This window comes from Blautia sp. AF19-13LB, from assembly GCF_003479105.1.
GTDB lineage: Bacteria > Bacillota > Clostridia > Lachnospirales > Lachnospiraceae > Fusicatenibacter > Fusicatenibacter saccharivorans.
In genome coordinates, this window is record NZ_QUGO01000001.1 from 179,759 (window position 1) to 192,989 (window position 13,231).

The following is a 13,231-nucleotide window of genomic DNA, read 5'->3' on the forward strand; positions in this document are numbered from 1 at the left end:
CAGGACTGCTGCGTTGCAAAATCATTTACGATCAGGCAGAATAAACCGAAAAATCCCGGGGAAATATGTGAACTTCCGGGGTTCATTTTGGATGGAAATATTCTTGCAATTTTACAGCGCAGTTATTATAATAAAGACAAGTTCTGCGGTAAACTCATTTTTCGCAGAAAACGCCAGAAGCGGAGGCTGACGTTCAAAAAACAAAAAAGGAGCGTAAGAGAAATGGCAAAAATTTTAATTAGCCCTTCTAAATATTTACAGGGCGCAGGGGAAATGAAAAACATCGGAACATATGCGGCAAAATGCGGAAAGAAAGCACTGGTTCTGATCAGCCAGGGAGGCTACAGACGGATCGGAGCAATGATCGAAGAAAGCTTTGCGGGAAGCGACTGCGACGTTGTTTTTGATTATTTCAACGGCGAGTGCTGTGAGAGTGAGATCAACCGTCTGGTTGCTATCGTGAAAGAAAAAGGCTGTGATCTGGTTATCGGTGTCGGCGGAGGCAAAATTTTTGATACCGCAAAAGCAGTTGCCTACTACGCAGAAACACCAGTATTCATCTGCCCGACCATTGCATCGACCGATGCACCGTGCAGCGCACTGTCTGTTGTATACACAGAAGAGGGTGTATTCGAGAAATACCTCTTCCTTCCGGCAAACCCGAACCTGGTTCTGATGGATACCGACATCATCGTAAAATCTCCAGTCCGCCTGACCGTAGCCGGAATGGGTGATGCACTTGCCACCTATTTTGAAGCAAGAGCCTGCCAGAGAAGCGGAGCTACTTCCTGCGCCGGTGGAAAAACAACCGAGGCAGCGATGGCACTCGCGAAACTCTGCTTTGACACTCTGATGGAAGAAGGCGTAAAAGCCAAAATCGCTCTTGAAGCCGGCGTATGCACCCCGGCAGTCGAGAAAGTCATCGAGGCCAACACCCTCCTTTCCGGAATCGGTTTTGAAAGCGCAGGCCTCGCAGGAGCCCACGCCATCCACAACGGCTTTACCGTACTCGAGGAATGCCATCACATGTACCACGGTGAAAAAGTAGCCTTCGGAACCCTGACTCAGCTCGTCCTGGAAAACGTACCGCTTGATGAACTCGAAGACATCATCTTATGGTGCATCGAAGTCGGTCTCCCAGTCACCTTGGCTGAACTCGGTGCCGGAAACGTAACCGACGACCAGCTCATGGAAGTAGCCAAAACCGCATGCGCAGAGAACGACACCCTCCACAACATGCCATTCGAAGTAACCCCGGAGACCGTCTTCGCCGCCATTAAAGCAGCCGACGCCTACGGCAGATACTATCTCGACGAAGAAGAATAACCCGTATGAAAAAAGATCTTCTGCCAACCCCAGGAGATCTTTTTTCATACCCAAATTTAATCAATACAAAAAATAGAAGTTTCCAACTCCCTTCCTATATGTTAAAATAAACTCACCCATTTCACAGAAAAAACATAAACCCATGTTAAAGTAAAATGGTAAAAATATCAAACATAAAAACACAACGAGATCAGGAAAAAGCACGAGCGGGTGGGCAGCCGGGCGTTTTCCGTCCGTCATATAAAGGAGACAAAACTCATGGAAAAATTAAAAATCCTAGTAGTAGACGACGAAAGCCGCATGCGCAAACTCGTCAAAGATTTCTTAGTAAAAGCCGGATACGACGTCATCGAAGCCGGTGACGGCGAACAGGCCGTAGACACCTTCTACGCCCAGAAAGACATCGCCCTCATCATCCTCGACGTCATGATGCCCAAAATGGACGGCTGGCAGGTCTGCCGCGAAATCCGCCAGAACTCCAAAGTCCCGATCATCATGCTCACCGCCAAAAGCGAAGAACGCGATGAACTCCTCGGCTTTGACCTCGGCGTAGACGAATACATCTCAAAACCATTCTCCCCGAAAATCCTCGTCGCCCGCGTCGAAGCCATCCTGCGCCGCAGCGGCAAAACCGGCGAAGACGACGTATTAGAAGCCGGCGGCATCCGCATCGACAAAGCCGCCCACATGGCATCCATCGACGGAAAACCAATGGAGTTAAGCTATAAAGAATTCGAACTCCTCACCTACTTCCTCGAAAACCAGGGAATCGCCCTCTCCAGAGAAAAAATCCTGAACAACGTCTGGAACTACGACTACTACGGCGACGCCCGCACCATCGATACCCATGTCAAAAAACTTCGCAGCAAAATGGGCGACAAAGGCGATTTAATCAAGACCATCTGGGGCATGGGCTATAAATTCGAGGCGGACGAATCATGAACGGAACAGAAAAACAAAATGAGACTTCCATGGAGATGCCTGCAGAAGATTCCCGTGTGACAATGGGAAACCAGACGGAGAAAAAGCACCGGTTTCACTTGAAAATGCCACAAAAGGGAAGAAAACACTCCGTCAAAAAACGAATTGCCTACACTTTTATTGCGACCATGGCAGCTACCCTGCTTATCATCGGCCTGATCAATTACTTCTTTCTCGGGTCCTTTTATATCCGGGATAAAGAACACATTCTGGCAGAGAGCTTTCAGAAACTGAATGCGACAGGCGGAGACAGCGACAATATCCCTGATACCTTCGAGCAGTTCTGCGCTACCAACAACCTGAAAGTCATTATTACCGGACCGGAGCTCAGCAGCTTCGTCTATTCCAACGCAACCGACCGCCAGAGCCTCCAGACCCTGATCTTCGGCCTGATCAGCGGAAACGAGCAGGCAAATACCAAAGTCGTTGACAGCAAAGACAACTATCAGATCCAGAAATTCTACGACAGCCACGCCGATGCCGAGTATCTGCAGATCATCGGCTGGTTTGACAATGGAAATTGCTACTTTGCAAGATGCCCGCTGGAGAGCATCACGGATGCGGTCGGCCTTTCCAACCAGTTTTACCTCTTTATCGGCATTCCGATCATCATCATCGGTGCCATTGTGATCTGGATCATCACCCGCCAGATCGTCCGTCCGGTGCAGGAGCTGACTGAAATTTCGAAAAAAATGGCAGCCCTTGACTTCGATGCCCGCTACGTGAGCGGCGGAAAAGACGAGATCGGCGAGCTTGGAAACAACTTCAATGTCATGTCCGAACAGCTTGAGCAGGCGATTTCCGAGCTGAAAAGTGCGAACGTTGAGCTGCAGAAAGATATTGACAAAAAAACGCAGATTGATGAAATGCGCCGCGAGTTCCTCTCAAATGTCACACATGAGCTGAAAACCCCGATCGCTCTGATTCAGGGTTATGCGGAAGGCCTGAAAGACAACATCAACGACGATGAGGAAAGCCGCGAGTTCTACTGTGATGTCATCATCGACGAGGCGGCAAAGATGAACGAGATGGTCAAAAAACTCCTGAACCTGAACCAACTCGAGTTCGGTGAGGATCAGGTCAATATGGAACGGTTCGATCTGAACGCCGTGATCAAAGGCGTGCTGCAGTCCTCCGACATCCTGATCCGCCAGAAAGAGGCAAAAGTGCTCTTTACCGGCGGCGACCCGCTCTATGTCTGGGGCGATGAATTCAAAGTCGAGGAGGTTATCACCAACTATCTGACGAATGCCCTAAACCATCTGGACTACGACCACACGATTGAGATCACCTGCAAAAAAGAAGGGAATGTCGTAAAGACAACCGTTTTCAATACCGGGGACCCGATCCCGGAGGAGGATCTCGACAAGGTATGGGTGAAATTCTTCAAGGTGGACAAAGCGAGAACAAGGGAATACGGCGGAAGCGGCATCGGCCTTTCCATCGTAAAAGCCATTATGGATTCCTTCCAGCAGCAGTGCGGCTGCCAGAATTACGACAACGGTGTGGCATTCTGGTTCACACTGGAGGCAGATGGAAAAACGGAAGAAGCATGATTGCAAAAAGCGTGCCAGAAAAAGGAAATACAGCCTTTTCCTGGTGCGCTTTTCTTGCATAAAGGAAAAAGATGGTGTAGAATAATAGCACAAACGGTCGAAAAGAGAGGGAGAAAAGAGATGGCGGATTCCAACAGTACAAAGAGTGCGCTTGCAGATGCAATGAAAAAATTGATGGTATGCAAGTCTTTTGCGAAAATCAGTATTTCAGATCTCTGCGAGGAATGCGGTCTGAACCGGAAAAGCTTTTATTATCATTTTAAAGATAAATACGATCTGGTAAACTGGATCTTTTATGTGGACTTTCTGACAAACATGGGCGGAAAGAACTTTGAGAATGAATGGGATGTGCTGGTGGCGGTCTGCAATATTTTCTATCAGAATAAAGCATTTTACCAGAGTGCCCTGAGGATCGAAGGGCAGAACAGTTTTAAGGATTACTTTTACGAGATGCTCGAGCCGGTCATGGCGTTTTTTGTACAGGATCTCTTTCAGGTACAGAATCAGAAACTGTTTGTAACGTTCTTCTGTGATGCCTTCCTGACCGCGGTTCTGCGCTGGTTTTCCATGGAAAGCGAGCTGGAACCGGAAACGTTTGTCGAAGAACTGAAAGAAGTGATATGCAGATCATCAGAAAAAATAGCAGCCAAAGCGGAACCAAAGAAATAAAATTCCGCTTTGGCTGTACTTTTATGCATCTGCGAGCAGTTCACGGTAAAATATATTCCGAAGAGACAACTCTTCAAAGGAAACGGTGGGCGTATCGAGTGTGCGGGCCATGTGATCCGGCAGAAGCAGCAGATACGCCGGATGGGCGGTGATAATCTGCTCAATTTTGCGGGAGTCTTCCTGCACTTCGATCGGGAAGAATGGCTGTATGGGGGTGAAGCGGTACTGTTGAACAACATCGGAAACAGCCCGGATACTTTCTTTTGAGCACGAATCATCTGCGACCAGAAAGAAAAAGACACTCTGTTCCATCTGGGAATACAGGTGGTCAAAAGAGAGCAGATAAGCGGCAGCATCTGCATCCTGATAGACTTTGTGCATACCGAACAGCGTTTTCTGACGGCGCAGGGCTTTTGCCATGGAAGCCGTTGAGGGGGCATCAATTGGAAGAGAAACCATCAGGTTCGGGCAGGATAAAAGCAGTTTCTGCTGTTTTTCGGTAAGCGGCGTATCGGAAAGAAACCAAAGAAACGCGCATTCCGGATGCGACTGGATGACGGCAAGGTAGGATTCCATATCCTCATGATGATCCATGGAGCGGAGCTGATAAGAGTAGATGCCGTATGTCAGACCGGTTCTGACCACGGATGCAAAAAACGAGGAATCGTAAGTGTCCGGGATGCGGCTGTCGAGACGGAGCTTGACAACCCAGGGAACAGCAAAGGAAAGTTCTTTCTGCTTCTGGCGCAGAATCTGCGCACCGTAGGTAAAACTGTTGTAGCCGATGTTGATGCCGAACTGACGAAGCGCTTCCGGATCGTTGCTGCGCAGCAGAAAGTCGATCGCCTGATAATACGGGCTTTCATCGTTGCGCAGAAGATCCTGAAAAATGGCAAAAATCTGATTCTGAAAGCGGCCGCGGGAAAACTGGCGGCCAAGATCGCAGAGCTTGCGGACGCTGCGTTTCGGATCTGCGTCCATCTCCACCATCGCGCGTGCAACTGTTGTGTCGATCAGTGCGCGGGTAATGTCCTGTGAATTCATAATGTGTTCCTCCGATCAAGTAAAATAAGCTGTTTTTATCATAGCAAAAAGAACACGGTAAAAACAGGGACAAAGAACAGGAATTGTCTAAAAACTCCATTCCTTAAGGAAAATTTACCAGATCTTCAGAAGAAATTTCTTTTTCTTTTGTGGAAAAAGTGGTAAAATAAAGTTAGATGGTACAAACTATCGATTCTGCCGCGCCAAAAACGCGGCGGAACCATCCGAAACGATTCCAGAAAAATAGGAAAAACGAAATGGTTTTCGAACATGGAAGATAAAAGGAGGCGTTTTGCATGAAATTTGATATGCACTGCCACACAAAAGAGGGTTCGATGGATGGAAAAGTCATGATTGAGGAGTACATCCGAACACTGAAACGAAAAGGATTTGGAGGAATGTTGGTATCCGACCACGATTCCTATGACGGATACCGCGAGTGGAAGAATGCCATCAAGGGAAGAGCACACCAGGATTTTGTGGTATTAAAAGGTGTTGAGTACGATACGTGCGACTGCGGCCACATTCTTGTGATTATGCCGTTCGGCGTAAAATTAAAAATTCTGGAGCTGCGCGGCCTGCCGGGATCGATCCTTGTCAAGATCGTCCATGCGTACGGCGGAATTTTAGGACCGGCGCATCCGTACGGCGAAAAATTTATGAGCATGATCAGCACGAATGAACGGAAGAAAAAGTATCAGCAGCGGATTGCCCAGCTTCTCCCGCAGTTCGATTTTGTTGAAATTTTCAATGCGTGTGAGAGCGCGGAGACGAACGCAAAAGCGAAACGGCTGGCGGAGAAATTCAATAAGCCCGGCTTTGGCGGAAGCGATGCGCACCGGCTGAACTGCATCGGAAAAGCGTACACCGAGCTGCCGGATACCATCAGAAGTGAGGATGATCTGATCGCCTACGTAAAAACGTGCCCGCAGATCGAATGCGGCGGAGAACATTATAACGGAACGACGAAAGACCGGATCGGCCGCCTGAACATGGTGCTTGTGGATTCGTTCTATTTCTACAACAAACTTGCAAATGGCTGGCGCTGGCGGAAGCGGAGACGTGAGCTGTTTGATATCATAGAGAAAAAACTCTGATGAATGCCTGGCAAAAAAGCGTGCCGGAAACGTTTCGTTCGGCACGCTTTTTCCTGCCCTGTATTTGAATCGAAAAAGAGAGGAAACATACGTATGCTTGCAATATTTCTTGCGCCGGTCTACATACTGGCAAATGTATTTACCGCCTACTGGCTGCTGCGGTGGATGAAGGAGGTGCATCCTTTGTTCCGCCATCCGGCCGTGCTGGGTGTCATTTTGGTGCTGTATGCATTTTTTGCACTTTCCCTGCTGACGAGCTTTCTGATCAAAAGAGATCCCGTTCACCGGATTTTAAAGGTCATCAGCAACTGCTGGCTTGGCATGTATCTGTATTTTCTTGGCTTCACCGCGATTCTGGTGCTGCTGCGCTTCATTTTTGCGCATACGGCACTGACGAAAACTTGGCTGTATTCTCCGATGGGATTGAAAGCGGTCGGCCTTGGCGCGATCCTTTTTGTGACGGGAATGTGCATCTACGGAATGGTGCATGCAGTCCATATTTACACGACACGATATGAGGTTCCATCGAAAAAGGATGCACATCTGAAAATTGCTCTCGTCGCAGATCTTCATCTGGGGTACAGCATCGGCAGTCATCAGATGGAAGAGATGGTGGAAAAAATTAATGCTGAGGAGCCGGATGTCGTTGTGATTGCCGGGGATATTTTTGATAATGAGTACGATGCCATCTATGAGCCGGACCGCGTGGCGGATCTTCTGGCGGGCTTAAAGAGCCGGTACGGCACGTACGCCTGCTACGGCAACCACGATCTCGATGAGAAGATTCTCGCGGGCTTTACGTTTGAGACGAAGGAGGAGCGCATCGCCGACCGCCGGTTCGGTGAGTTTCTGGACCGCGCGAAGATTCATCTGCTGGAGGATGATGTGGTCTGTATCGATGATGCCTTTTATCTGGCGGGCCGAAAAGATCCCGACCGGATCCGCAAAACGCAGGAGACACGCGACACGCCGTCCGAACTGCTTACCGGACTGGACCAGTCGCTTCCAGTTTTTGTGATTGACCACCAGCCGTCGGAGCTGACCGAGCTGGCAGAGGCAGGCGCAGACCTTGATCTTGGCGGCCATACGCACGACGGACAGCTCTTCCCAGGCAATATCCTTACCGGCCTGATGTGGGAGAATGCCTGCGGGATGAAGAAAGTCGGAGACATGTACAGCATCGTCACATCCGGCGTGGGTCTCTGGGGACCGCCGATGCGGATCGGGACGAAAGCGGAAGTGGTGATCATCGATTACGGAAAATAAGGGTTGACAAAACCGGAACGCAGAATTATAATACAACAAAACTACGAAACAGAGGTTATCAACGATGAACGAGATGCACAGCGTACAGATGCACAGGGACGACGATTGATAGCGCTTGTATCAGAGTGAAGACTACTATACTTCACAGGTACAGGCGCTGATTGTGTTGTACCTGTGTGGAAGATAAGGCAAAGGGAAACCACACCGGGAGAAAAAGAAATACCCCGTGTGGTTTTTCTTTGCCATTTTTTATCCATGCGGGAATGACTTGAAATTTACATCAGAGAAGGGTTGTGATCGTATGGGACATACAGATTATGTCCATATGGATTTTCTGCTGATTTTGCGGCGATAAAGAAAAATCAGAACAGAAAGGCAGAAAAGACTATGAAGACAGAAATGAATACCGTAAAAGTAAGAAAAACAGAGGAACTCGAAGCAGAGCAGTTAGGAGCACACATCGGCGAAATCGTGCGGCTACATGGAAGCATTTACAAAATCCGAAAAATGAGCTCATTTGCATTTGTGCTGCTTCGGACGAAACGGCAGATGGTACAGTGCGTGTACGAGCCGGCGTATGCACGGTTTGCATTGGAGGAATTAAAAGAAGAGGCGTGTGTCCGGTTTACCGCGGAGGTGATCCGTGAAGAGCGTTCCAGAAGCGGGTATGACCTGCATCTGTTAGACGTGGAAATCCTCTCCGAGCCGGAAGAAGTACCGCCGGTTGTCATCAACCAGAAGCGGGTCAACACTTCCATCGAGAACCTGCTGGACTACCGGCCTATCACGCTGCGAAATGAAAAAGAGCGCGCGGTTTTCCAGATTCAGGCCAGGATCTGTCAGGCGTTCCGCGAATTTCTGGATGGACAGCACTTCACCGAAATCCACACACCGAAGCTCGTAGCAGCGGGAGCCGAGGGCGGAGCTAATATCTTCTCCCTGTCGTATTTCGGCGAACGGGCATATCTGGCGCAGAGCCCGCAGTTTTACAAGCAGATGATGGTCGGCGTCTTCGAGCGTGTCTATGAGATCGCACCGGTCTTCCGGGCGGAGAAGCACGACACGGCGCGTCATCTGAACGAATATACAAGCGTGGACTTTGAGATGGGCTATATCGAGAATTTTGAGGACATCATGGCGATGGAGCAGGAAATGCTGCGGTACACATTTGGACGGCTGCAGGAGACATGCGGAGCGGAGCTTTCGCTTTTAAAAGCAGAGGTGCCGGTGATCACGGAGATTCCGAGAATCCGTTTTTCCGAGGCGAAAGAGCTGGTGAGCCGCGTATACAAAAGAGCCTTTTCGGAGAAACTGGACTTTGAACCGGAGGAGGAAAAACTGCTGTGCGAATACGTGAAGAAAACGACAGGCAGTGACTTCGTATTTGTGACACATTATCCAAGCGCCAAGCGCCCGTTCTACGCGATGGACAGCAGAGAAAATCCGGCAGAGACGGAAAGCTTTGACCTTCTGTTCCGCGGCCTTGAGGTGACGACCGGCGGCCAGCGCATCCACAATTACCGGGAGCAGGTGGAAAAGCTCGAAAGCCGCGGCATGCATGTTGAAGCGTTTGAGAGCTATCTAATGATGCACCGCTGTGGCATGCCCCCGCACGGCGGCCTCGGTCTTGGGCTGGAGCGGTTTACGGCACGGCTTCTCGGATTTGAAAATGTGCGGAACGCATCCCTGTTTCCAAGAGACATTCACCGTCTGATTCCGTAAACCAGAAGAGTGTAAAAAACTCCGGCGAAGCCGTGGCGCAGATCCACGGGCTTAGCCGGAGTTTCATAAGATTTCCCTCCCTTTTGAAAGATAGCGTAACCGTTTGGATATTTCTGTTATACATCAGGGGAGTGAAAATGACAAATTGTTTATTGCAGACAGGATTGCTGTATAAAAGTCAGAATTTTTGCAGAAATGAGCCTTGTAAAGCGTCCGAAAATAGGCTATACTAAACAAGGTTTGGCTGCCGGCAGAATCTGGCAGTATCGGCAAATATTGGAAAAAAGAAAGACGGGAGTTTCCCGGTTTGAGGATAGGAAAATATGAAATTATATGACATTTCCGGAGAGCAGTTTTCCGCAATGGACGCGCCGCGTCATCTGATGACGGAGGAAGGAACGGCGCAGACGACGCTCGACCGGTCACTTGGCATCTGTCAGGTGGCGGAGCTTGAGGGAAAAGTGACAAGAGAAGTGCTCGAGGAGGTCATGGAAGAAGACTGTGAACGTCTCCTGATCCGCGGCGATGCGCAGATTACACGCGATGGGGCAGATTACCTGGCAGAGAAAAAACTGGTGCTGCTCGGTGTGGAGCAGGAAACCGTCGGAAATGAGACATCAGGGAATGATGTTCATCAGCAGTTACTGAAAAAAGGCACGGTGATTGTTGAAAATCTGAATCTGGAGAAAGTGACCTCTGGTCATTATTTTCTCGTGGCTGCGCCGATCCAAAAGAAACACCAATACGGCGGCCCGATCCGTGCGGTTCTGATCGAAAATTAGGAAATGCCCTGTGTGAATCCGAAAATGCAATGTGAAACATAACAGAAAGAGAAAAACAGGAAAAAGTGTTCCCGCGTGGGACACTTTTTTTGATATGTCCAAAACGAGGGAATTTTGGGTTGTATTTTCCAAATATGGAGAATATAATGAGAAAAAGCCAGGATGTGGTATTCAAAACCAGATCAATTCCGGGCGAAAATATTAAACTATTACAAAGGAGATCGTGAACAATGGATGCAAAAATGAAAGTAGAAAGAGCCGCTGCAGGCGCTGCGATCGATGGTGTTTTAAAATATGTGAACCACGGAGATGACAGAACAAAAGCACTGCTGAATCTGACGGATTTTGTACAGAAATTTACCGGAAATATGTTTGCGGAGAAAACGTTCGACAATATCCGCACCATGCTGCAGAATCCGGACAACAAATGGGTACAGTATGTCAACCGCGGACTGGACGAGCTGGATCCGCAGGTGATCAAAATGACTGCTTTGAACCTGGGATTCCAGGCAGCTTTCGTCGGAACGAAACAGATCCGTATGAACCGTGAAAAATACAACTGCAACATCCCATGGACGATGCTGATGGACCCGACAAGTGCCTGTAACCTGCACTGCACCGGATGCTGGGCAGCAGAATACGGCCACAAGCTGAATCTTTCCTATGAGAAACTTTCTGATATCATAAGCCAGGGAAAAGAGCTGGGAACCTACTTCTACATGTTCACCGGCGGTGAACCGCTTGTGCGCAAAAAAGACATCCTGCGTCTGGCAGAAGAGCATCATGACTGTGAATTCCACTGCTTCACCAATGGAACCCTGATCGACGAGGAGTTCTGTGAGGCGGTTCAGAAGCTCGGCAATATCTCCTTCTCCCTGTCTCTGGAAGGCTTCGAGGAGGTCAACGACGGACGCCGCGGCGAGGGTATTTTCGATAAAGTTCTGGCAGCCATGGATCTGATGAAAAAACACGGTCTGCTTTTTGGTACTTCCATCTGCTACACAAGAGCAAACCTCGAGACCGTTACAAGTGACGAGTTCCTGGATCTTTTGATCGAGCACGGATGCCGTTACAGCTGGTATTTCCACTTCATGCCGGTCGGCATGGACGCTGCACCGGAGCTGATGCCGACGGTTGAGCAGAGAAAATATATCTATCACAGACTGCGTGAGATCCGTTCCGATAAGAGTGACAAACAGATCTTTGTTATGGACTTCCAGAACGACGGTGAGTTTGTCGGAGGCTGTATCGCAGGAGGAAGAAACTACTGCCATATCAATGCAAACGGCGATGTGGAGCCGTGTGTTTTCATCCATTACTCCGGCGCCAACATCAACGAAGTTTCCCTGATCGAAGCACTGCAGCAGCCGCTGTTCCAGGCATACCGCGATGGACAGCCGTTCAACCGCAACCACCTGCGTCCATGTCCGATGCTCGAAAATCCGGAACTGCTGCGTGAGATGGTAGAGAAGACCGGCGCGAAGTCAACCGACCTGCAGTCTCCGGAGAGCGCAGAGCATCTGTGCGGAAAATGTGATCTGTATGCTGCTGAGTGGAAAAAAGCCGCAGACGAGCTGTGGGCAGAGAATCCGCATCACAAACAGAGATATGAGAACTATAAGAAAGAGAACCTGGACGAGGAGGCAAAAGCTTCCACAGAGGAGATTCTTTTCGGAATCCGCGGATAATGCGATCGATGAATCGAAGATAAAATAGAAGCAAGACACCGGAAAATGGGACGAAAACCTGTTTTCCGGTGTCTTTTTGTGCGGGCAGTGAGCCAAAGTCCGACCTTGCAGAAAGCGGCCGGATCCCGTATACTATAGAGAAGCAAAGCGATATTTTAACGACAGAGAGGATTAAAAAATAGAAGATGAACGATTCATTTTTACAGGAACAGGGCGTAAGCGGGGCGTTAATTGAGAGTGTGCGGAAATTCCGCGAGAGCTATCCGGTGGCGGAGGGCTTAGAGAACCGCATGAGCACGCCGGAAATCCCGTTTTTCGGAAAAGAGATTCTGGAGATGGCAATTGCCGCGCTGCTGCAGGGCGAAAATCTGCTGCTGACCGGCGAGAAGGCAACGGGAAAAAACGTGCTGGCAGAGACACTGGCGTATGTTTTCGGAAGACCGACGTACAACGTTTCCTTCCATGTAAACACAGGAAGCGCCGAGCTGATCGGAACAGATACGTTCCAGAACCAGGAGGTCACACTCCGGAAAGGCAGCATTTACCGCTGTGCAGAGGAAGGCGGTTTTGGTATTCTCGATGAGATCAACATGGCGAAAAACGATGCGGTCAGTGTTCTTCACGCCGCGCTCGACTACCGCCGCATCATCGATGTGCCGGGCTACGATAAAATTCCGCTTCACCCGGCGGCGCGGATGATCGGAACGATGAATTACGGCTATGCGGGAACGAGGGAGCTGAATGAAGCGCTGGTGTCCCGCTTTCTGGTGATTGACATGCCGCCGCTTACAGAAGAGACACTGTTTTATTTGATGCAGTCAAAATTCCCGGATCTGAAACCGGCGGCACGCGAAGCGCTGGCCGGCCTTTACCTCGATCTGCAGAAAAAGGCAAAACAGGCGGAAATCACCACGCGCGCGCTCGACCTCCGCGGTCTGTTCGGAGCGATCGGCACGATGCGCCAGGGGCTGTCCCCGTATCTTGCGGTGCAGATCGGCATTGTCAATAAATGCTTTGACCTGTTTGAAAAAGAGATCGTGCGGGATGTCGTGCGCACGCGGATTCCGGAAGAGTGGACGCCGCAGGATATTTTTTAGAGG

General features: G+C 49.5%; 11 protein-coding genes. 10 read left to right on the forward strand and 1 reads right to left on the reverse strand.

Annotated features, from left to right (window positions below; translation table 11 throughout):
- The first annotated feature begins 222 nt into the window (after positions 1–222).
- The 4 genes from DWX32_RS00945 to DWX32_RS00960 all read left to right on the forward strand — a co-directional run bounded on the left by DWX32_RS00945 (position 223) and on the right by DWX32_RS00960 (position 4,532).
- Positions 223–1,326 carry a glycerol dehydrogenase gene (locus DWX32_RS00945; RefSeq protein ID WP_117801211.1) on the forward strand — a complete coding sequence of 368 codons (1,104 nt, stop codon included), beginning with the start codon at positions 223–225 and terminating at the stop codon, positions 1,324–1,326.
- 258 nt (positions 1,327–1,584) lie between these two features.
- Entirely contained in the window at positions 1,585–2,268 is a 684-nt protein-coding gene (locus tag DWX32_RS00950) for a response regulator transcription factor (protein ID WP_055218183.1), read from the forward strand.
- On the forward strand, positions 2,265–3,863 hold the full coding sequence (locus DWX32_RS00955) for a sensor histidine kinase (RefSeq protein ID WP_226906309.1): 1,599 nt from the start codon (positions 2,265–2,267) through the stop codon (positions 3,861–3,863). The genes DWX32_RS00950 and DWX32_RS00955 overlap by 4 nt, the downstream gene beginning before the upstream one ends.
- A 120-nt stretch (positions 3,864–3,983) precedes the next feature.
- A complete protein-coding gene (locus DWX32_RS00960; RefSeq protein ID WP_055218182.1) occupies positions 3,984–4,532 on the forward strand; it encodes a TetR/AcrR family transcriptional regulator C-terminal domain-containing protein in 549 nt (182 codons plus the stop codon).
- Between the two features lie 21 nt (positions 4,533–4,553).
- Here DWX32_RS00960 and DWX32_RS00965 read toward each other — a convergent pair whose 3' ends face one another.
- On the reverse strand, positions 4,554–5,576 hold the full coding sequence (locus DWX32_RS00965) for a hypothetical protein (RefSeq protein WP_118594710.1): 1,023 nt from the start codon (positions 5,574–5,576) through the stop codon (positions 4,554–4,556).
- A 296-nt stretch (positions 5,577–5,872) separates the two neighbouring features.
- Between DWX32_RS00965 and DWX32_RS00970 the strand changes: the two genes are divergently transcribed.
- The 6 genes from DWX32_RS00970 (at position 5,873) to DWX32_RS00995 (ending at position 13,228) form a co-directional block, all read left to right on the forward strand.
- Positions 5,873–6,673, forward strand: a complete 801-nt coding sequence (locus DWX32_RS00970) for a PHP domain-containing protein (protein WP_117812860.1) — start codon at positions 5,873–5,875, stop codon at positions 6,671–6,673.
- Between the two features lie 93 nt (positions 6,674–6,766).
- Positions 6,767–7,939 carry a metallophosphoesterase gene (locus DWX32_RS00975; protein ID WP_022463295.1) on the forward strand — a complete coding sequence of 391 codons (1,173 nt, stop codon included), beginning with the start codon at positions 6,767–6,769 and terminating at the stop codon, positions 7,937–7,939.
- 387 nt (positions 7,940–8,326) lie between these two features.
- Positions 8,327–9,661 (forward strand): aspartate--tRNA(Asn) ligase, encoded by a 1,335-nt coding sequence (aspS, locus tag DWX32_RS00980; protein ID WP_330416916.1) that lies wholly within the window; start codon positions 8,327–8,329, stop codon positions 9,659–9,661.
- A gap of 323 nt (positions 9,662–9,984) precedes the next feature.
- Positions 9,985–10,443 (forward strand): hypothetical protein, encoded by a 459-nt coding sequence (locus DWX32_RS00985; protein ID WP_117800885.1) that lies wholly within the window; start codon positions 9,985–9,987, stop codon positions 10,441–10,443.
- A gap of 230 nt (positions 10,444–10,673) precedes the next feature.
- Positions 10,674–12,131, forward strand: a complete 1,458-nt coding sequence (locus DWX32_RS00990; RefSeq protein ID WP_118594711.1) for a radical SAM protein — start codon at positions 10,674–10,676, stop codon at positions 12,129–12,131.
- 185 nt (positions 12,132–12,316) lie between these two features.
- On the forward strand, positions 12,317–13,228 hold the full coding sequence (locus DWX32_RS00995; RefSeq protein ID WP_117800888.1) for an AAA family ATPase: 912 nt from the start codon (positions 12,317–12,319) through the stop codon (positions 13,226–13,228).
- Positions 13,229–13,231 lie beyond the last annotated feature (3 nt).

What these genes read in the sequence shown, in the direction of transcription:
- DWX32_RS00970 (WP_117812860.1), top strand. Translation starts at nt 5,873, where the DNA reads ATGAAATTTGATATGCACTGCCACACAAAAGAGGGTTCGATGGATGGA.
- DWX32_RS00995 (WP_117800888.1), top strand. Translation starts at nt 12,317, where the DNA reads ATGAACGATTCATTTTTACAGGAACAGGGCGTAAGCGGGGCGTTAATT.
- DWX32_RS00955 (WP_226906309.1), top strand. Translation starts at nt 2,265, where the DNA reads ATGAACGGAACAGAAAAACAAAATGAGACTTCCATGGAGATGCCTGCA.
- DWX32_RS00950 (WP_055218183.1), top strand. Translation starts at nt 1,585, where the DNA reads ATGGAAAAATTAAAAATCCTAGTAGTAGACGACGAAAGCCGCATGCGC.
- DWX32_RS00960 (WP_055218182.1), top strand. Translation starts at nt 3,984, where the DNA reads ATGGCGGATTCCAACAGTACAAAGAGTGCGCTTGCAGATGCAATGAAA.
- DWX32_RS00985 (WP_117800885.1), top strand. Translation starts at nt 9,985, where the DNA reads ATGAAATTATATGACATTTCCGGAGAGCAGTTTTCCGCAATGGACGCG.
- aspS (WP_330416916.1), top strand. Translation starts at nt 8,327, where the DNA reads ATGAAGACAGAAATGAATACCGTAAAAGTAAGAAAAACAGAGGAACTC.
- DWX32_RS00990 (WP_118594711.1), top strand. Translation starts at nt 10,674, where the DNA reads ATGGATGCAAAAATGAAAGTAGAAAGAGCCGCTGCAGGCGCTGCGATC.
- DWX32_RS00975 (WP_022463295.1), top strand. Translation starts at nt 6,767, where the DNA reads ATGCTTGCAATATTTCTTGCGCCGGTCTACATACTGGCAAATGTATTT.
- DWX32_RS00945 (WP_117801211.1), top strand. Translation starts at nt 223, where the DNA reads ATGGCAAAAATTTTAATTAGCCCTTCTAAATATTTACAGGGCGCAGGG.
- DWX32_RS00965 (WP_118594710.1), bottom strand. Translation starts at nt 5,576, where the DNA reads ATGAATTCACAGGACATTACCCGCGCACTGATCGACACAACAGTTGCA.